This window comes from Micromonospora sp. NBC_00389, from assembly GCF_036059255.1.
Classification (GTDB): Bacteria; Actinomycetota; Actinomycetes; order Mycobacteriales; family Micromonosporaceae; genus Micromonospora.
The window spans coordinates 5893174-5911390 of the sequence record NZ_CP107947.1 but is presented as its reverse complement, the minus strand read 5'-3'; the positions used below and the strand labels follow the sequence as shown (position 1 = coordinate 5911390).

The 18217-nt window shown below is 72.2% G+C and carries 17 protein-coding genes; 10 read left to right on the top strand and 7 right to left on the bottom strand.

Annotation, left to right across the window (positions count from 1 at the left end; genetic code table 11):
* Window positions 1-29 precede the first annotated feature (29 nt).
* The 3 genes from OG470_RS27995 to OG470_RS27985 form a co-directional block, all read right to left on the bottom strand.
* Window positions 30-221, bottom strand: coding sequence for a DUF5703 family protein (locus tag OG470_RS27995; protein ID WP_252414786.1), 192 nt, complete (start codon window positions 219-221; stop codon window positions 30-32).
* 120 nt (window positions 222-341) lie between these two features.
* On the bottom strand, window positions 342-1139 hold the full coding sequence (locus OG470_RS27990; RefSeq protein ID WP_328416976.1) for an SseB family protein: 798 nt from the start codon (window positions 1137-1139) through the stop codon (window positions 342-344).
* Window positions 1136-1555: a YbaB/EbfC family nucleoid-associated protein gene (locus OG470_RS27985; protein ID WP_328416974.1), complete on the bottom strand. Its 420-nt coding sequence runs from the start codon at window positions 1553-1555 to the stop codon at window positions 1136-1138. Before OG470_RS27985 ends, OG470_RS27990 begins: the two co-directional genes overlap by 4 nt.
* A gap of 94 nt (window positions 1556-1649) precedes the next feature.
* Between OG470_RS27985 and OG470_RS27980 the strand changes: the two genes are divergently transcribed.
* From OG470_RS27980 to OG470_RS27970, 3 genes are read left to right on the top strand one after another with little or no spacing between them, the layout of a single operon-like run.
* On the top strand, window positions 1650-1982 hold the full coding sequence (locus OG470_RS27980) for a hypothetical protein (protein ID WP_328416972.1): 333 nt from the start codon (window positions 1650-1652) through the stop codon (window positions 1980-1982).
* Complete coding sequence (locus tag OG470_RS27975; RefSeq protein ID WP_328416970.1) at window positions 1979-3028, top strand: WXG100 family type VII secretion target; 1050 nt, start codon at window positions 1979-1981, stop codon at window positions 3026-3028. The genes OG470_RS27980 and OG470_RS27975 overlap by 4 nt, the downstream gene beginning before the upstream one ends.
* Window positions 3029-3048: 20 nt before the next feature.
* Window positions 3049-3957 carry a hypothetical protein gene (locus OG470_RS27970; RefSeq protein ID WP_328416968.1) on the top strand — a complete coding sequence of 303 codons (909 nt, stop codon included), beginning with the start codon at window positions 3049-3051 and terminating at the stop codon, window positions 3955-3957.
* 13 nt (window positions 3958-3970) lie between these two features.
* Here OG470_RS27970 and OG470_RS27965 read toward each other — a convergent pair whose 3' ends face one another.
* Window positions 3971-4942: an aldo/keto reductase gene (locus OG470_RS27965; RefSeq protein ID WP_328416966.1), complete on the bottom strand. Its 972-nt coding sequence runs from the start codon at window positions 4940-4942 to the stop codon at window positions 3971-3973.
* 187 nt (window positions 4943-5129) lie between these two features.
* Here OG470_RS27965 and OG470_RS27960 point away from each other — a divergent pair, with 187 nt between their 5' ends.
* From OG470_RS27960 to mshC, 6 genes are all read left to right on the top strand, one after another.
* Window positions 5130-6182: an LLM class F420-dependent oxidoreductase gene (locus OG470_RS27960; protein ID WP_089021139.1), complete on the top strand. Its 1053-nt coding sequence runs from the start codon at window positions 5130-5132 to the stop codon at window positions 6180-6182.
* Window positions 6179-7015, top strand: coding sequence for an undecaprenyl-diphosphate phosphatase (locus tag OG470_RS27955; RefSeq protein ID WP_328416961.1), 837 nt, complete (start codon window positions 6179-6181; stop codon window positions 7013-7015). The genes OG470_RS27960 and OG470_RS27955 overlap by 4 nt, the downstream gene beginning before the upstream one ends.
* A 349-nt stretch (window positions 7016-7364) precedes the next feature.
* Entirely contained in the window at window positions 7365-8087 is a 723-nt protein-coding gene (locus tag OG470_RS27950) for an MSMEG_4193 family putative phosphomutase (RefSeq protein WP_328416959.1), read from the top strand.
* 118 nt (window positions 8088-8205) lie between these two features.
* The gene (locus OG470_RS27945) at window positions 8206-8790 is read left to right on the top strand and encodes a DUF3090 domain-containing protein (RefSeq protein ID WP_109819168.1); all 585 of its coding nucleotides are present in this window, start codon (window positions 8206-8208) and stop codon (window positions 8788-8790) included.
* On the top strand, window positions 8787-9605 hold the full coding sequence (locus tag OG470_RS27940) for an SCO1664 family protein (RefSeq protein WP_328416954.1): 819 nt from the start codon (window positions 8787-8789) through the stop codon (window positions 9603-9605). Before OG470_RS27945 ends, OG470_RS27940 begins: the two co-directional genes overlap by 4 nt.
* Before the next feature lie 66 nt (window positions 9606-9671).
* Window positions 9672-10910 (top strand): cysteine--1-D-myo-inosityl 2-amino-2-deoxy-alpha-D-glucopyranoside ligase, encoded by a 1239-nt coding sequence (gene mshC / locus OG470_RS27935; RefSeq protein ID WP_328416952.1) that lies wholly within the window; start codon window positions 9672-9674, stop codon window positions 10908-10910.
* 238 nt (window positions 10911-11148) lie between these two features.
* Here mshC and OG470_RS27930 read toward each other — a convergent pair whose 3' ends face one another.
* The 3 genes from OG470_RS27930 to OG470_RS27920 form a co-directional block, all read right to left on the bottom strand.
* The gene (locus OG470_RS27930) at window positions 11149-11808 is read right to left on the bottom strand and encodes a C39 family peptidase (RefSeq protein ID WP_328416950.1); all 660 of its coding nucleotides are present in this window, start codon (window positions 11806-11808) and stop codon (window positions 11149-11151) included.
* Window positions 11809-12584: 776 nt separating this feature from the next.
* Window positions 12585-13376, bottom strand: a complete 792-nt coding sequence (locus OG470_RS27925; RefSeq protein WP_328426651.1) for a GntR family transcriptional regulator — start codon at window positions 13374-13376, stop codon at window positions 12585-12587.
* A 165-nt stretch (window positions 13377-13541) separates the two neighbouring features.
* Window positions 13542-14411: a PAC2 family protein gene (locus OG470_RS27920; RefSeq protein WP_328416948.1), complete on the bottom strand. Its 870-nt coding sequence runs from the start codon at window positions 14409-14411 to the stop codon at window positions 13542-13544.
* Window positions 14412-14686: 275 nt separating this feature from the next.
* On the opposite strand from OG470_RS27920, the gene metH reads away from it, so the two are divergent.
* Window positions 14687-18187 (top strand): methionine synthase, encoded by a 3501-nt coding sequence (gene metH / locus OG470_RS27915; RefSeq protein WP_442931219.1) that lies wholly within the window; start codon window positions 14687-14689, stop codon window positions 18185-18187.
* Window positions 18188-18217 lie beyond the last annotated feature (30 nt).

The following is an 18217-nucleotide window of genomic DNA, read 5'->3' as shown; positions in this document are numbered from 1 at the left end:
GGCCGTTCACCGGCTCGGCTCGGCGGGCCTCAGTACGACAGACCCGGCTGCGGGTGGTTGACCCTCCGCCGGCGTAGCACCACCTGCCGGGTGCCGTCCCGGAACAACCGCACCCGGGCCAACTCCCATCCGGAGAACTCCGCCTGGATCGCCAGCTGCGCCGCGGCGGTCAACCGGTCGACGTTCGGCGGCAACCGGAGCGGCGCGTATTCGTAGTCCATGCCATCCATGCTGCCCAGCCCAGCGGCCCTTCGCCACCCCCTGCGGGGTGACCGACGCCGCTGCCGTGGGTGGTTCGTGCCACCCTGGGTGCCGCCGCGTGTTCCTCGCTGCGCCGGGCGCTAGCCGGGCGGGGCGTTCGCCGTGAGCAGGGCCGCCAGCGCCGGCGCGGCCAGGGCGACCGTCCGGGCCCTGCCCGGGTCGACCGCCAGCCCCCACGACGGGTCCGGCCAATCCTCGAGCAGCTCGGCGCAGGGCAGTGCGACGAACGGCACGCCGTCCCCGGCGAACGCGGCGAGGGCCCGGGGGGAGGTGAAGACCGGCAGCAGCGCCGCCCTGGTCGCGTCGCCGACCACCGTCCACGGGAAGTCGGCGTCCGCCGCCGGTTCCCCGGCGAGCGGGACGCACACCGTGGCGCCGGCCAGCACTCCGAGGTATCCGGAAAGGTCGCGCCGGTCGGCGGCCGCTGCGAGCAGCGCCACCACCGCGGGCTCCGCCTCGGCGGGTGCCGGGGCGGTGGCCGGCAGGGCGGGTGCCGGCGGGTGGGTGGCCGGCGGGGCCGACCGCGCCGCCGGTGTGGGGCCGGTGGCCGGTCGCACAGGCCGGCAGGAGAGCGCTCCCGGCCTGTCGGTCAGCACCTCGGCGGCGGTCCGGGCCACGAACACGCTGAGCGGCTTCAGGTGCTCCGCGGCGCGCGGCCCCTCGTACCACCAGTCCCCGTCGCCGGTCGGGCGGTGCCAGCCGAGCGCGGCCAGGCGTGCCTCGTCGTAGCCCGGGCAGACCACCCGCACGACGTCGCGGCGCACCAGCAGCCTGATCCTCCGCGAACCGGCGGAGAGCTCCAGGTCGGTGTCGCGGCTGCAGCGGGCGACCGTGTCCCGCAGCCGCGCGACGATCTCCGGCCAGGTCGGCGAGGTCACGCCGGTGAGCCCGGCAGGCGGTCGTCCAGCCGCCCCAGCCGGCTGACGGCCTCCTCCAGACGGCCCAGCGCCGAGAAGTCGCCGGGCTTGCCGAACAGATCGGTCAGGCCCGCGCCGAGCGCGACGTCCAACCCCTCGGTGTGCTCTTCGACGTTCTCGGTGGCCGCCGTGCGGGCCTGCCGGTACGCGTCGAGCACCAGCTCCGCCAACCCCTCGGTGCCGGCGCGCAGGGCGGCGGGCGCGACGGTGAGGCCGGTCAGCGCACCGGTGGCGTCGACGGTCGCCGAGACCAGCCCGCTCTCGTCGGTCGCGGTGCCGGACAGGTCGGCCAGGTCGTCGCGGAGCCCCGCGAACCGGCGTTCGACGTCGGCGATCCGCCCGGCGAGCGCGTCGAACGCGGACATCGGGTCAGCCATTGAGATCCCTCCCCCGTGGACGGTGCACCCGGGTGGTGCCCGGTGGCCGGGGAATCGTATCGTCGGTGCGCTCGACACATGGGGGAGGAACGGCATGCCGCCGGACATCGATGTCGACGTGCAGGCGGTCCGTCGACTGGAGACAGCCGCCAAGCAGGTCACCAGCTCGCTCGCCGCGCTGGAGGGTCAGCTCGCCTCGGCCGGCGACGTGCCGTCGGGCGCCTTCGGCCATCTGCCGTTCGCCAGTGACATGCTCCGCGCCCAGTACGCCGAACAGGTCGGCGGCGGCTTGGAGCTGTTCGCCGCCGCGCAGGCCGCGTTCGGCCGGGTCGCCAGCGCGCTGGCCGACACGGCCGAGGCGTACGAGCGCACCGAGCAGGACCTCGACTCCGGGTTCAAGGCCATCCAGGCGGGGATGCCCGGATGAGCGGGCCGGCCGGCAGCGCCGTCCAGCTGTGGAACGGCCTGGACAGCGCACTCTCCGGGGTGCAGGACGCGGTCAACAGCGTCTGCCGGACCCTCGCCTGGCCGCTCATCCAGATCGTCGACATGGTCGACGGCGAGCCCGCCGTCCTGCGCGCGAAAGCCGCCGAGTGGGACGCGCTGGGCGCGCAGGTCCGCGACCTGGCGCAGGGGCACCGCGGCGCCCGCGAGGCCGCCCAGGCCGGGTGGCGCTCGCCCGCCGGTGAGGCGTACGGCCAACGAATGGCCGAGGTCGAACAGCAACTGCTCGACGTCGCCGAGCAGTTCACCGCGACCGCCGAGTACCTGCGCGGCGTCGCCGACGGCCTGCAGACCGTGCACGACGTGCTCGTCGATCTCTGCGTCGAGTTCGTGAACTGGCTCCTGGTGACGCTCGTGACGGCGTTGCTGATGGCGCCGGTGACCATGGGGGCGTCCTGGGCGGCCGGCGTGGGCGTGGCCGTGACCAGGGGCCTCATCGTGGCCACCCGGATGCTGAAGGTCATCCGGCCGCTGGCGGCGCACCTGCAGAAGGTCATCCGCCTGCTCCAGCGGGTCCTGCTGTACCTGCGCAAGCTGCGCGCCCACCTCGACAAGCTGGTCGACATGCAGAAGAAACTGCGCACCGGCCAGAAGTACGCCGACAAGCGGCGCGCCGCCGGCAAGGCCGACAAGTGGCACCACAAGTTCCTCGATCCGACGAAGGGCACCTACAAGCTGGGCAAGTCCGGTTCGCCGTTCGACATGGGCGCCCTCGAACGGGCCGGCGCGCTGCGGGCGCACGGCGCCGCCGACGGCGCCCGGGTCATCGCCCGGGACTGGGCGACCAACCTGCCGTGGAATGTGCCGAACTCGATCGTGCACGGCGTCACGTGGGGGTCGGTCGCGTTCACCACCGGGCTCTCCGTTCCCGGCAGCGACCAGGTCGGCGACCAGATCGACCAGGCGGTGCAGGGCGGCGCCGACTGGATTGACCAGAATGTCTTCGGGCAGCCGCCCGCTGGCCGTTAGGCCGATCGAGGAGGTAACGCGTGACGTCAGGGCAGCGGGGTCGGCTGGGTCGGTTCACCGACGCGGTGCTCGGCGGTGCGCGGGTCGCCCGTGACAAGGCCCGCGAGCTGCGCGACGAGTTCCGCACCAGCGACGAGCCCGAGCGTGCCCTCGTCGCGCCGTTGCTGCCGGGGCAGGAGCTCCGCTATGTGGGGCTTGCCCCGGTTCGTACCCCGGAGACGCACAAGGCCGGCCGGCAGCTCACCGACCGGGTGGCCGGCGAGATGGCCGAGGCGCTCGACCCCACGGTGCTGTTCGGGCTGCTCAACATCGTCAACCCGGTGGTCTGGGTGGACGCGGTGCTGACGCCGGTCCGGCTGGCGGCGGGCGTGCTGCTGCTGCCCGGCAAGGCCGGTGCCATCGCCGTGGGCCTGCCGGAGGCGGCCGAGCCGGAGCCGGGCCCGCCACACCAGCCGGTGCAGCGGGAGCCGATTCCGCTGACCGAGGAGCAGGAGGCGTTCCGGGCGTTGTTCCGGCTCAGCCTGTACCGTCCGCTGGCCGACCAGCTCGCCGAGATCGCCTACCGGCGCCGGTACGTCTTCAGCGGTGACCTCGCCACCCTCGCCGGCAGCCTGCTGCTCTTCCTGGAGCGCTACACGGGCACACCGCTGGCGGTGACCGACACCCACCTGCACCTGCTGCGGATGGGGTCCCGCCCCGACGCCGACCGGCCCGACCGGCGCCAGCCACGGGTGCTGTGGAGCGTGGAGCGCGGCCGGGTGGCCCGAGTCGACTCCGAGCGAGGCGTGGCCGGGCTGGTGCAGTTCTCGTCCACCATCTTCTTCGACGACGGCTCGTGGATCCGGATTGCCCAGCCCGCACTGCGCGACGACCAGTCCCGGTTCCTGACCGCGATCCGCGATCTTCCCGGCCAGCGCCCGACGCCGTGAACCGGCGGGTGGGTCAGCTGTCGCGCTCGGGGTAGCCGATCGGCACCGACGAGACGTCGTCCAGCGCGGTGGTGATCTCCTCAGGCAGCGTGATCCGCTCCACCTGGAGCGCACCGAGCAACTGCCCGACGGTCCGGGCGCCGAGGATCGGCGCGGTCACCCCCGGCCGGTCGCGGATCCAGGCCAGCGCCACCTCCAGCGGCGACACGCCCAGCCCGCCGGCCGCGGTGGCCACCGCCTCGACGATGCTGGAGCAGCGGGGCTCCAGATACGTCGCGACGAACCGCTCGAAGTGCGGCGAGGCGGCCCGGGAGTCGGCCGGACGCCCGTGCCGGTACTTGCCGGTGAGCACCCCCCGACCCAGCGGCGACCAGGGCAGCACGCCGAGGCCGAGCGCGTCGCACGCGGGCAGCACCTCCCGCTCCACGCCCCGCTCCAGCAGCGAGTACTCCACCTGGGCGGCGACCACCGGCGTCCGGCCCGGCCAGGCGGTCTGCCAGGCGGCGGCCCGCGCGGTCTGCCAGCCGGAGAAGTTCGACACGCCGACGTAGCGGACCTTGCCGCTGGCCACCGCGTGGTCCAGCGCCGCCAGGGTCTCCTCCAGTGGGGTGTCCGGGTCGTACCCGTGCACCTGGAACAGGTCGACGTGGTCGGTGCCGAGCCGGCGCAGCGACGCGTCCAGGGTGCGCAGCAGATGCCCTCGGGAGCCGTCGCGGCGCCGGCCACTGCCCGGGCGCAACCCGGCCTTCGTGGCGATCAGCAGGTCATCGCGGGAGACGAGGGTGCCCAGCAGCGAGCCGATCACCGACTCGGCGTCCCCGTCGCCGTACACGTCGGCGGTGTCGATCAGGTTGCCGCCCGCGTCCAGGTAACTCTTCAGCTGGGCGGCCGCATCGTCGGCGTCGGTGTCCCGGCCCCAGGTCATGGTGCCGAGCGCGAGCCGGGAAACCGCCAGCCCGCTTCGGCCGAGCGGTCGCTGTTGCATGGGTGAACCTTATTTCGAACCCGCCGCCACCGATATCCTCGCTCCCGTCATCTCTGCCGGTTCTGCCGGTTCCGCCCTCGGCGGGTACCTCGACGGACGAGGGATCATTGGTGTCGAGCCGGTGATCGGGACTGTTATCGGCATTGCGTAACCTGGTGCGACCTGTGCCACGAATGGGGGAGGACCATTGCGACTCGGGCTCAGCCTCGGCTACCAGACGGCGTGGAGCACGCCAGCAGACCACCTGGCGCTAGCCCAGGAAGCGGACCGGCTCGGCTACTCGGTGGTGTGGGCGGCGGAGGCCTACGGCTCCGACTCGCCCAGCATGCTCGCCTGGATGGCCGGCCAGACCGAACGGATCGACGTGGGCGCCGCGGTGATGCAGATCCCCGCTCGTACGCCGGCGGCCACCGCGATGACGGCGGCCACCATCGACGCGCTCTCCGGCGGCCGGTTCCGGCTCGGCCTGGGTGTCTCCGGCCCGCAGGTCTCCGAGGGCTGGCACGGTGTGCGCTTCGCCAAGCCCCTCGCCCGGACCCGGGAGTTCGTGGACATCGTCAAGCTGGCCATCGCCCGCAAGGAGGTGGCGTACGACGGCGAGCACTACACACTGCCGCTGCCGGACGGCCCCGGCAAGGCGCTGCGGCTGGGCTTCCACCCGCCCCGCGAGCACATCCCGATCTACCTGGCCGCGGTCGGCCCGAAGAACCTGGAGCTGGCCGGCGAGATCGCCGACGGCTGGCTGGCCGTGTTCTACGCGCCCGAGTTCGCTGATGAGCAGCTCGCCTCGGTCAGCGCCGGGCGGGCCAAGGTCGGCAAGGAGCTGGCCGGCTTCGACGTGGTGCCCTCGGTGCCGGTGGTCGTGGGCGACGACGTGGCGTCGTGCGCCGAGCTGGTCCGCTGGTACGCCGCGCTGTACGTCGGCGGGATGGGCAGCCGGCAGCAGAACTTCTACAACCAGCTCGCCACCCGGATGGGCTACGGCGACGCCGCCCGCGAGGTGCAGGACCTGTACCTGGCCAAGCGGCAGCGCGACGCGGCCGCGGCGGTGCCGATGGAGTTCATCGACCGCACCTCGCTGCTCGGCCCGAAGGAGCGCATCGCCGAGCGGATGCGGGAGTACGCCGCCGCGGGCGTCACCACCCTGTCGGTGACCCTGTTCGTGGCCGACCGGGACAGCGGCGTGCAGACGCTGCGTACCGTCGCCGAGGCGCTCGACCTCTCGGGAGTCGGCGAGTGACCTGGGTCGAGGCCATCGTCCTGGGCATCGTCCAGGGCCTGACGGAGTTCCTTCCGGTCAGCTCGTCGGGGCATCTGCGGATCACCTCGGCGATCTTCTTCGACCGCGACGCCGGGGCGTCGTTCACCGCGGTCACCCAGCTCGGCACCGAGGCGGCCGTGCTGATCTACTTCGCCAAGGACATCTGGCGGATCACCCGGACCTGGCTGGTCGGCATCAGGGACAAGTCGGTCCGTTCCAGCCTCGACTACCGGATGGGCTGGTACGTCATCGTCGGCTCGATCCCGATCGGGCTTCTCGGCTTCCTGTTCAAGGACCAGATCAAGACGGCCGGGCGCAACCTGTGGGTGGTGGCGACCACGCTGATCGTGTTCGCGTTCGTGCTGGCGTTCGCCGAGTACTGGGGACGGCAGACCCGCACCCTGGAGAACTTCCGGCTCAAGGACGGCGTGGTGATGGGCTTCGCCCAGGCCATGGCGCTGATCCCCGGGGTGTCCCGCTCCGGGGGCACGCTCACCGCCGGGTTGCTGCTCAACCTGACCCGGGAGGCGGCGGCGCGGTACTCGTTCCTGCTGGCCATCCCGGCGGTGGTGATGTCCGGCGTGTTCAGCCTCGGGGACGTCTTCGAGCCGTCCGCCCCGGGCACGTCCGCGCCCTCCGTCGCTCAGATGATCGTGGCGACGGTGATCGCGTTCGGCATCGGCTACGCGGCCATCGCCTGGCTGCTGCGCTACGTCGCCCACCACACCCTGTACGTCTTCGTGCTGTACCGGGTCGCGCTGGGCACTCTGGTGCTCGCGTTGCTGATGACGGGCACCATCAGCGCCACCTGATCCAGCAGTAGTCGTGGCTCCGGCCCCCGTCCCCGCTGAGGGAACGGGGGCCGGTCCGTGTCGGGGCCGGCAGCCGTGACCGTACCCGGCCTTTCGGTCATTTAGCACAAGTCGGATCTAGCGTACCTATCCTCTCGATATCGGGCTGCCTCCCGGATGGGACCGCGCGGATGCCGAGTCCCCCATCGCAGTCCACACACCCTCCAGGCGAGGACCCGGACAAGCCAGGCATTAGGTATTTTACCGGTGTGTTGGCGTCTCCTGCCGTTTTCGCACCGAGACGGCACCGGGCGGCGCGGACATGGCGCACGCCGGAGGGCGGCGCCCCCGGTCGGGCGCAGGTCATAGGGTGGTCCCCGTGGCGACCCTTCTGCTTCTGCGACACGGCCGGACGACCGCGAACGCGGACGGCGGCCTGGCCGGCCGCCAGCCGGTCGAGTTGGACGAGACGGGCCGGGCCCAGGCGGCCGCGGTCGGCGAGCGGCTGCGGCCGGTGCCGCTCGCGGCCGTGGTGACCAGCCCGCTCATCCGGTGCCGGCAGACCCTGGAGCTGGCGCTGCCCGAGGCGGTCCCGGTGGTGGAGGAGGGGCTGATCGAGTGCGGCTACGGAGCCTGGGAGGGCCAGCCACTGAAGAAGCTGGCCAAGGAGGCGCTCTGGCCGGTCGTCCAGCAGCACCCGAGCGCCGCGGTCTTCCCGGAGGGGGAGGCGATGGCGGCGATGGCGGCACGGGCGGTCGCGGCGGTGCGGACCTGGGACGCCCGGGTCACGGCCGAGCACGGTCCGGAGGCAATCTGGTTGGCCTGCAGCCACGGCGACGTGATCAAGGCGATCGTGGCCGACGCGCTCGGCGTACACCTGGATCTTTTTCAGCGGATCGTGGCCGACCCGGCGTCGGTGACGGCGATCCGGTACACCCCGCTGCGGCCGTTCCTGGTGCGGCTCAACGACACCGGGGGCGACCTGGCCGGGTTGGTGCCGCCGCCGAGCAAGCGGCGCCGCCGGGCGGCGCGGGCGGCCGGCGCGGCCGAATCCGACGCGCCGGTCGGCGGCGGCGCGGGGGCGGGCCGGTGACCGGCCGGCGTCCGCCACGCCCGGGTGCGAGGCCCGGTGCGCCGGGCGCGGCGGGCCGCGCGGTGATTCGCGTCGGTGGGGTGCGCGATGCCATGGCGGGCCGGATAGGGTCGTGGGTATGACCCACCAGGTGCACGCCTTCGAACCGCCGGAGCGGTTCGTCGCCGGGACCGTCGGGCCGCCGGGGGAGCGCACGTTCTTCCTGCAGGCCCGTGGCGGCGGCCGGCTGGTCAGCGTCGCGCTGGAGAAGGTCCAGGTGTCCCTGCTCGCCGAGAAGCTGGAGGAGCTACTCACCGAGGCGCAACGGCGCTTCGGGGTGGACCTGCCCGAGCTGGCGCCGGTCGTGGGCGACAACGAGCCACTGGACACTCCGGTCGACGAGGAGTTCCGGGTCGGAACCCTCGGGCTGGCCTTCGACGTGGACACCGCGACCGTGGTGATCGAGGCGATCGCCGCGGGCGAGGTGGAAGCCGAAGTCGAGCTGGGCGACGAGGACGACGAGGACGAGGACGACGACGAGGACGACGAGCCGGACGAGGACCTGGACCGGCTCCGGGTCCGGCTCACCCCGCAGGCCACCCGCCAGTTCATCGAGCGGGCCCGGCGAGTCGTGAACGCGGGCCGGCCCCCGTGCCCGCTCTGCGGCCAGCCGTTGGACCCCGCCGGGCACCTCTGCCCGCGGCACAACGGTTATCACCGGTGACCTCGTCCGGCCTCCAGCCTCGCCAGGACGGCGACGCCGCGCTGCGACTGTTGCGCGACGGCACGCTCGACCTGGAGGGGCGGTTGGTCGACGCGTCGAACACCACCCTCCGCGGCATCCTGACGCTGGACGGGCTCTCCGCCCGCTGCGTCTACAAGCCGGTCCGTGGCGAGCGCCCGCTCTGGGACTTCCCGGACGGCACCCTCGCGGGCCGGGAGGTCTCGGCGTACCTGGTGTCCCGGGCGACCGGCTGGGACCTGGTGCCACCCACCGTGCTGCGGGACGGCCCGTTCGGCCCGGGCTCCTGCCAGCTCTGGATCGACGAGCCGGCGGACGCCGAGCCGCTTGTCGGGTTCGTGCCCGCCGAGGAGCTGCCACCGCGCTGGTTCCCGATCGCCGCGGCCCGTGACGACGACGGCGCCGCGTACGTGCTGGCGCACGCCGAAGACCCCCGGCTGGCCCGGCTCGCGGTGCTCGACGCTGTGATCAACAACGCCGACCGCAAGGGCGGCCACGTGCTGGTCGGCGCCGACGACCGGATCTACGGCGTGGACCACGGGGTGAGCTTCCACGTCGAGGACAAGCTGCGCACGGTGCTCTGGGGCTGGGCCGGGAAGCATTTGCCGGCGGATGCCGTGGAGATGCTCGACGGGCTCGCCGGGCAGGTCGCCGGAGCGCTCGGCGCGGAGTTGGCCGACCACCTGACGATCAGCGAGATCGCCGAGCTGGCCGCCCGCGTCGACGAGCTGCGGCAGACCGGCCGCTTCCCGCAGCCGCCGGAGGACTGGCCGGCGGTGCCCTGGCCGCCCATGTGATCCACTGTCATCTTGATCACCCGTGGGGCGGCACGGGGTCGCCTTAGGGCTGGCTAGGCTGAGGTCATGGAGTCTTGGGCGGGACACGAGGTGCCACGGCTGCCGGGCAGGGGCGAGCCGTTGGCGTTGTACGACTCGGCGCGGCAGGGTGTCCACCCCAGTGAGCCGGTCGACGCGGGAAGCATGTACGTCTGCGGCATCACCCCGTACGACGCCACCCACCTCGGCCACGCCGCCACCATGATCACCTTTGACCTGGTGCAGCGGATGTGGCGCGACGCCGGCCGCCCGGTGCGCTACGTGCAGAACGTCACCGACATCGACGACCCGCTGCTGGAGCGGGCCGCCCGGGACGGCGAGGACTGGGTGGTCCTGGCGATGCGCGAGACGGCCCTGTTCCGGGAGGACATGGAGGCGCTGCGGATCATCCCGCCGGCGCACTACGTGGGCGCGGTCGAGTCGATCCCGGACATCGCCGACAAGGTCGAGGTGCTGCTCAAGGACGGGGCCGCGTACCGGCTCGACGATGGCACCGGCGACGTCTACTTCGACATCTCCTCCACGCCCCGGTTCGGCTACGAGTCCAACCTGACCCGCGAGCAGATGCTGGAGATCTTCCCGGAGCGCGGTGGGGACCCGGACCGCGCCGGCAAGCGCGACCCTCTGGACCCGCTGCTGTGGCGCGGCGCCCGCGAGGGTGAGCCGTCCTGGCCGGGCGGGGAGCTGGGCCCGGGCCGCCCAGGCTGGCACATCGAGTGCGCGGTGATCGCGCTGAACCTGCTCGGCGACCGGATCGACGTGCAGGGCGGCGGCAACGACCTGCTGTTCCCGCACCACGAGGCGTCCGCCGCGCACGCCGAGCGGCTGACCGGCCAGGCGCCGTTCGCCCAGCACTACGTGCACGCCGGGATGATCGGCCTGGACGGCGAGAAGATGTCCAAGTCCCGGGGCAACCTGGTCTTCGTCTCCCGGCTGCGCGCCGACAAGCTCGACCCGATGGCGATCCGGCTGGCGCTGATCTCCGGGCACTACCGCAGCGACCGCACCTGGACCGACGAGCTGCTGAGCGCGGCGCAGGAGCGGCTGGGCCGTTGGCGGCGGGCCGCCGCCGCGCCCGCCGGGCCGTCCGGTGCCGAGCTGCTGGCCGGGGTACGCGAGCGGCTCGCCGACGACCTCGACACACCTGGTACCCTGGCGGTTGCCGACCGGTGGGCCGACGCGACCCTCGCCGGCGCTGCCGACGACCCCGACGCCCCGGCCCTCTTCGCCAACACCGTGGATGCCCTCCTCGGCATCCGCCTCTAACACCTGCCCGGCCCCCGCGCGCCCACCGATCTGACGGGCCGGGCGGCCGAGCACTGGCTCAAGGACATCTCCTGGGCTGGGCTGGTTCTCGCGGTGCTCGCCGGTTCCTGGTGGCTTCGCCGACGGGCCCGTCGGTTGGCGGCGGTCGAGCCGATGCCGGATACCCAACGGGGAAACGACGACGAAGGGCCGGACCCCTAACGGGGTCCGGCCCTTCGTTGGTTGGTTCGCTTCAGGGTCAGCTGGTGGCGTAGCCGCGGGTGGCGATCCAGTCGGCGAGGTGCTCGACGGTGACCTCGTAGGAGGCCTGGTTCGGGTCGGCCGAGTCGGCGATCTTGACGATGTTGCCGTTGTCGCGGTAGCCGACGACGCTGATGTAGTGCCCACCCTCGAACGAGTGGCTGGTGCCGTCGACGTCGACGCTGGTGCCGGCGATGTTCGCCACCACAGCCCGACCGTCATCCACGGTCTTCACCACGTCGGCGCGCAGCTTGTCGGTCTGCTTGCCGTCGGCGGCGGGGGTGCTGATCTCGACGCTGCGGTAGGCGTCGTTCTTACCGGTTTCCTTGTTCAGCACCGGGGTGATGTCGTTGATGGAGTTCGTGCCAGCCTCGGTGGTACCCATCTCCTTGGCCATGGCATCCACGCTGATGTCCTTACCCTGCACGGACAGGGCGTTACGGGCGGCGGCGGGACCGCAGTAGTAGAAGTTCGGCTGCGCCTCGTAGCGCACACCCAGCTGACGCTCACCCGACGGCTTCCGGTCCGACTGGGTTTGCGTAGCGGGCTTGGCATCGGATGCGGCGTAGGCGGCGGTGACGGGGCCGGCGATGGCGCCGCCGGTGAAGGCGAGTCCAGCAGCGGTCAGAGCGGTCTTACGAATCAGATCGGTACGCATAATGGCGTGCTCCTCTGCATCGGGGGTGCGCGGCACACGACAAGGGGGAAGCGGTGGGCCGCACGAGGGGAGTTCAAGAAGGGGGGAACTGTCCGGCGATCGGGGGGACCTGCTCGGGGTTCCGGGGATGTAACCGTGCCGGCCGGTCGGGTGTTCCCGGCGGGCTGGCGGCTGGCTACGGGGGGATGTAACCGGGGCGGCCGGTCGGGTGTTCCCGGCGGCTGCCGCGCACCGGGCCAGGGGGCCACGGTCGCATGCCAGGTATAACGACCCGGGCCGGCCCCCGATTCCACGCTGAGGGTGGCCCCGACCACGGGACGACCCACCCCAAACGGGACGACACCCCAGCCCGTCAGGGGCCGACAACCCCATCCCGCCCGTCCGCCCCCACAACCGGGACCCACCGGCGGTCTGCCCGAGCGCGTCGCACCCTCGGGCTCGATCCCGAACCGGACACCACGCCCACCCGCCCGCCCACGTCGACCGGCGTTGAGCCGCGCACTTCCGGGAAAGTGTCGCCTGCCGACGCCGAGGCCACGCCTTCCCGGAAAGTGCGCAGAGACCTAGGAGGCCGCCGCCGCGCGCCGGGCGGGTGTGCTTTTGAGCGTGATGACTGTGAGGTATCAATATGACTCTGAGGTATCACGCTCAACAGTGCGGATGGCCCCGTCGTTGACGCGCCCGGCTGCTGGTCTTCCAACACGGCGCTAGCGGCCGGGGGGCCGGGATCGACCCGATGGCGCGCGGCGCGCGGGCGAAAGGCCGGTCTGCGAGGGTTAGCCCAGGACCAGGCCGGGGTCGGGTTCCGGGTCGGGGGTGGGGCCGGGGACCTGGTACTCCTCGGTGAGGGTGGTCATCGGGCCGGGCCAGGTGGCCTGGGCGACCTCGATCGGCTTGCGGTGACCGTCGTAGGCGACGTGCAGCAGGTGCAGCACCGGCGTGTCGGGCCGGATCTGGAGGGTCTCGGCCTCCTCCCGGCTGGGTTGGCGGGCGCTGATCGTGTCGGTCGCCGAGACGTAGCGCCTCCCGGTGGCCTCCTCGGCTTCCTGGTAGAGCGGTCGACCGAACGCCTCGGCGCGCTCCAGCGAGGTGCCGGCGGTGTCGGCGGGCAGGAACCAGGAGGCGCCCACCTCGACGGGGGAGTCGTCGGTGCGTACCAGGTGCCGACGGCAGAGCAGGTCGGTGCCGTCAGGCACTCCGAACGCGTCGGCCACCTCGGCGGGGGCGGGGGAGCGGCCGACCGAGACGAGCTGCTGGCGGTACCGGGCCGCCAAATCGGTGTGGTAGCCGCGGAAGCCGCCGTACCGGCCGCGGGAGAGCCGGTTGAGCCGGCGGCGGGTGCCCCGGACGTACGTACCGGATCCGGGTTTGGTGATCAGGATGCCCTCGACCCGCAGTTGGTCGACGGCGCGTTGCACGGTCTGCTTGGCGACGCCGAACATCTCGGCGATGGCCGGGATGGACGGCAGTCGCTCGCCCGGCCCCCAGTCGCCGCGGCGGACCTGGGCCTTGAGCTGCGTGGCGATCTGTCGGTGCGGGAACTCGGCGGCCCCGGGGTTGATCTGCACATCCGCCTCCTTGATCACAGCTAGGTTCCTAGGATGCCTTAGCGGGTGTGACGCCGCCACCCCAGACACGCCAAAACAGGACCGCGAACACGAAAACGGGTCCTCGGACACGAAAACGGGCCCCGGACACAGGTCCGGGGCCCGCACGAGACGGGGTGGGAGTCGCTACCAGGAACCGGCGGTGGGGCCAGCTGAGCCGCCCCGGCGCCGCAGGTACTTCTCGAACTCCTGCGCGATCTCGTCACCGGTCAGCGGGGTGATTCCCTCGTCGCCGACCCGCTCCTCCAACTCACGGACGTACTCGCCGAGCTCGGCGTCCTGCTCGGCGGCGCTGCGCACTCGCTGCTCCCACTCGGCGGCCTCCTCGGCCAGGTCGGCCATCGGGACCGGCAGGTCGACGACCTCCTCGACGCGGTGCAGCAGGGCGAGGGTGGCCTTCGGGCAGGGTGGGTTGTTGGCGTAGTGCGGCACGTGCACCCAGAACGAGACGGCGTCCACCTCGGCGCGGGTGCACGCGTCGTGCAGCACGCCGACGATGCCGGTCGGCCCGTCGTACCGGGTGGGGGTGAGCTGGTAGCGCTCCGCGGCCTCGGCGTCGGACGCGCTGCCGCTGATCGGCAGCGGCCGGGTGTACGGCACGTCGGCGAGCAGCGCGCCGAGCAGGACCACCCGCTCCACCTCAAGGCTGTGGCAGATTTCCAGCACCTGCTCGCAGAACGTCCGCCAGCGCATGCTCGGCTCGATGCCGCGGATCAGCACCACGTCCCGCTCGGTGCCCTCCGGGCTGGCCACCATGAACCGGGTCGTCGGCCACTCCACCCGACGGGTCTCCCCGTCGGCCATCGTGATGGTGGGGCGGCTGACCTGGAAGTCGTAGAAGTCCTCCGGATCCAGCTCGGCGACCTGCCGGGCGTTCCAGACCTGCTCGAGGTGCTCGACGGCAGCGGTGGACGCGTCGGCGGCGTCATTCCAGCCCTCGAACGCGGCGATGGCCACCGGGGACCGCAGCACCGGCAGTCCGTCGAACTCGGTCACGCCGTCACCTCACCCTGCTCGTCGCGGCCGGCACCGGGACCGCACCCGGTCATCGGGCCGTCGGGCACGGCGGTGTCCCTGTTGTGCTTCACGTCCGTCAGCCTACGTGGCGGGCGGGGGTGCGGCCCGTCGGCCGCGCCGGTCGGGCAGACCGTCAAGCGGTCATACAGTGGCGAACTGGACAGGTGATCCCCCTGACACAATATGGGATCGGGGGTGGAGGGCAGTTGGTACGGCGGAGCCCGCACTAACCTGAACGGGTGCGGACTTCGTTGATGGATGTGCTGGCCGACCGGATCCTCATCGCCGACGGTGCGATGGGCACGATGCTGCAGGCCGCGGACCTCACGCTTGACGACTTCGACGGGCTGGAGGGCTGCAACGAGATCCTGAACGTCACCCGGCCGGACGTGGTGCGCGGGGTGCACGACGCCTATCTGGCCGTCGGCGCGGACTGCGTGGAGACCAACACGTTCGGTGCCAACCTCGCCAATCTCGCCGAGTACGACATCCCGCACCGCATCCGGGAGCTGTCCGAGGCGGGGGCCAGGATCGCCCGGGAGGCCGCCGACGCGGCCAGCACCCCGCAGCGACCCCGGTTCGTGCTCGGCTCGATCGGTCCGGGCACCAAGCTGCCCACCCTCGGGCACGCCGCCTACGCCACCCTGCGTGACGCGTACCAGGAGAACGCCGCGGGGTTGATCGCCGGCGGCGCGGACGCGCTGATCATCGAGACCTGCCAGGACCTGCTCCAGGTCAAGGCGGCGGTGGTCGGGTCGAAGCGGGCGATGGCCGAGCTGGGCCAGCCGGTGCCGATCATCTGCCACGTCGCCGTGGAGACCACCGGCACCATGCTGGTGGGCAGCGAGATCGGCGCGGCGCTGGCGGCGATCGAGCCGCTCGGAGTGGACCTGATCGGGCTGAACTGCTCCACCGGCCCGGCGGAGATGAGCGAGCACCTGCGGTACCTGTCGCAGCACTCGCGGATCCCGCTGTCGGTGATGCCGAACGCCGGCCTGCCCGTGCTGACCGCCGACGGGGCGTACTTCCCGCTCACCCCGGTCGAGTTGGCCGACGCGCTGGAGCGGTTCATCACCGAGTACGGCGTGTCGCTGGTCGGCGGCTGTTGCGGCACCACCCCGGAGCACATCCGGGTGCTGTCCGAGCGGCTGCACGGCGTCAGCGCCACGGCCCGCGAGCCGCAGCACGAGGCGGGCGTCTCCTCGGTCTACCACCCGGTGCCGTTCGCCCAGGACGCGTCGGTGCTGATGGTGGGGGAGCGGACCAACGCCAACGGTTCCAAGGCGTTCCGGGATGCGATGCTCGCCGGGGACTGGCGGGCCTGCGTGGAGATCGCCCGCAGTCAGGCGCGCGACGGCTCGCACCTGCTCGACCTGTGCGTGGACTACGTCGGCCGTGACGGCACCCAGGACATGCGGGAGCTGGCCGGCCGGTTCGCCACGGCGTCGACGCTGCCGATCATGCTGGACTCCACCGAGCCGGGCGTCGTCGAGGCCGGGCTGGAGATGCTCGGCGGTCGGTGCGTGGTCAACTCGGTGAACTTCGAGGACGGCGACGGTCCTGACTCCCGCTACGCGCGGGTGATGCCGGTCGTCCGCGAGCACGGCGCGGCGGTGGTGGCGCTGCTCATCGACGAGGAGGGGCAGGCGCGTACCCGGGAGTGGAAGGTCCGGGTCGCGGCGCGGCTGATCGACGACCTGACCGGCCGCTGGGGGATGGACCGCGCCGACATCCTGATCGACGCGCTGACCTTCCCGATCGCCACCGGGCAGGAGGAGACCCGCCGCGACGGCATCGAGACGATCGAGGCGATCCGGGAGATCGCCCGCCAATACCCGGGGGTCAACTTCACCCTGGGCATCTCGAACATCTCCTTCGGGCTCAACCCGGCGGCCCGGCAGGTGCTCAACTCGGTGTTCCTGCACGAGTGCGTACAGGCCGGGCTGACCTCGGCGATCGTGCACGCCAGCAAGATCCTGCCGATGTCGAAGATCCCCGACGAGCAGCGCGAGGTCGCCCTGGACCTGGTCTACGACCGGCGCCGCGAGGGGTACGACCCGGTGCAGCGCTTCCTCGAGCTCTTCGAGGGAGTCGACGTGACCAGCGCCCGGGCCAGCCGGGCGCAGGAGCTGGCGGCGCTGCCGCTGGACGAGCGGCTCAAGCGGCGGATCATCGACGGTGAGCGCAACGGCCTGGAGGCCGACCTGGACGCCGCGATGGCCGGCGGCCGGGCCCCACTGTCGATCATCAACGACATCCTGCTGGACGGCATGAAGGTGGTCGGCGAGCTGTTCGGCTCCGGGCAGATGCAGCTGCCGTTCGTGCTCCAGTCCGCCGAGGTGATGAAGACCGCGGTGGCCTACCTGGAGCCGCACATGGAGACCGCGGAGGACGGCGGCAAGGGCCGCATCGTGCTGGCGACCGTACGCGGCGACGTGCACGACATCGGCAAGAACCTGGTCGACATCATCCTGTCCAACAACGGCTACGAGGTGGTGAACATCGGCATCAAGCAGCCGATCAGCGCCATCCTGGACGCCGCCGAGCAGCACCGGGCCGACGCGATCGGCATGTCCGGGCTGCTGGTCAAGAGCACCGTGATCATGAAGGAGAACCTCGCCGAGATGGCCACCCGCGGCGTCGCGGAGCGCTGGCCGGTGCTGCTGGGCGGTGCGGCGCTGACCCGGGCGTACGTCGAGGACGACCTGCGGTCGATGTTCCCCGGGCAGGTGCACTACGCGCGGGACGCGTTCGAGGGGCTGTCCCTGATGGATCGGGTGATGACCGCCAAGCGCGGCGGCGCCCCGGTGATCGACCCGGAACGCGAAGCGGCCCTGGCGGCCCGTCGGGCCCGCCGGGAACGGCAGCGGTCGATGGTCACCGAGTCGCTGCCGGAGCTGCACGACTCCTCGGTCCGCTCCGACGTGGCCGCGGACGTGGCGGTGCCCACCCCGCCGTTCTTCGGCACCCGGGTGGTCAAGGGTGTGCCGATGGCCGACTACGCGGCGCTGCTTGACGAGCGGGCCACCTTCCGCGGGCAGTGGGGGTTGAACGGCGCCCGGGGCGGCAACGGACCGTCCTATGACGAGCTGGTGGAGACCGAGGGCCGCCCGCGGCTGCGCTACTGGCTGGACCGGCTGATCGCCGACCAGGTGCTGGAGGCCGCCGTGGTGTACGGCTACTTCCCGGCGTACTCCGAAGGCAACGACCTGGTGGTGCTGGACGAGAACGGGCACGCGGAGCGGGCCCGGTTCTCCTTCCCCCGGCAGCGGCAGGAGCGGCGGCTCTGCCTGGCAGACTTCTTCCGGCCCAAGGGCGACCAGCTCGACGTGGTCGCGTTGCAGCTGGTCACCGTTGGCCAGCCTGTCAGCGAGTACGCGGCCAAGCTGTTCGCCCGCAACGAGTACCGCGACTACCTGGAGGTGCACGGGCTCTCCGTGCAGCTCACCGAGGCCCTCGCCGAGTACTGGCACCGGCGCATCCGCGCCGAGCTGACCCTGCCCGACGGTCGCACGATCGCTGATGGCGACCCGGCGGACCTGGCCGGCCTGCTGCGCAACGACTACCGGGGCTGCCGGTACGCGTTCGGCTACCCGGCCTGCCCGGACCTGGAAGACCGGGCGAAGATCGTGGAGCTGCTCGGGTCGGAGCGGATCGGGGTGGAGCTGTCCGAGGAGTTCCAGCTCATGCCGGAGCAGGCCACCGACGCCATCGTGGTCCACCACCCGGAGGCCAGCTACTTCAACGCCAAATAATCGGGGCAAGTGCTCTGACCCGTACTTTCA

Excerpts from the sequence above, each read along its gene's own strand:
- OG470_RS27995 (WP_252414786.1), bottom strand. The coding sequence starts at position 221 with ATGGACTACGAATACGCGCCGCTCCGGTTGCCGCCGAACGTCGACCGG.
- OG470_RS27930 (WP_328416950.1), bottom strand. The coding sequence starts at position 11,808 with ATGCGTACCGATCTGATTCGTAAGACCGCTCTGACCGCTGCTGGACTC.
- OG470_RS27975 (WP_328416970.1), top strand. The coding sequence starts at position 1,979 with ATGAGCGGGCCGGCCGGCAGCGCCGTCCAGCTGTGGAACGGCCTGGAC.
- mshC (WP_328416952.1), top strand. The coding sequence starts at position 9,672 with ATGGAGTCTTGGGCGGGACACGAGGTGCCACGGCTGCCGGGCAGGGGC.
- OG470_RS27980 (WP_328416972.1), top strand. The coding sequence starts at position 1,650 with ATGCCGCCGGACATCGATGTCGACGTGCAGGCGGTCCGTCGACTGGAG.
- metH (WP_442931219.1), top strand. The coding sequence starts at position 14,687 with ATGGATGTGCTGGCCGACCGGATCCTCATCGCCGACGGTGCGATGGGC.
- OG470_RS27945 (WP_109819168.1), top strand. The coding sequence starts at position 8,206 with ATGACCCACCAGGTGCACGCCTTCGAACCGCCGGAGCGGTTCGTCGCC.
- OG470_RS27985 (WP_328416974.1), bottom strand. The coding sequence starts at position 1,555 with ATGGCTGACCCGATGTCCGCGTTCGACGCGCTCGCCGGGCGGATCGCC.
- OG470_RS27965 (WP_328416966.1), bottom strand. The coding sequence starts at position 4,942 with ATGCAACAGCGACCGCTCGGCCGAAGCGGGCTGGCGGTTTCCCGGCTC.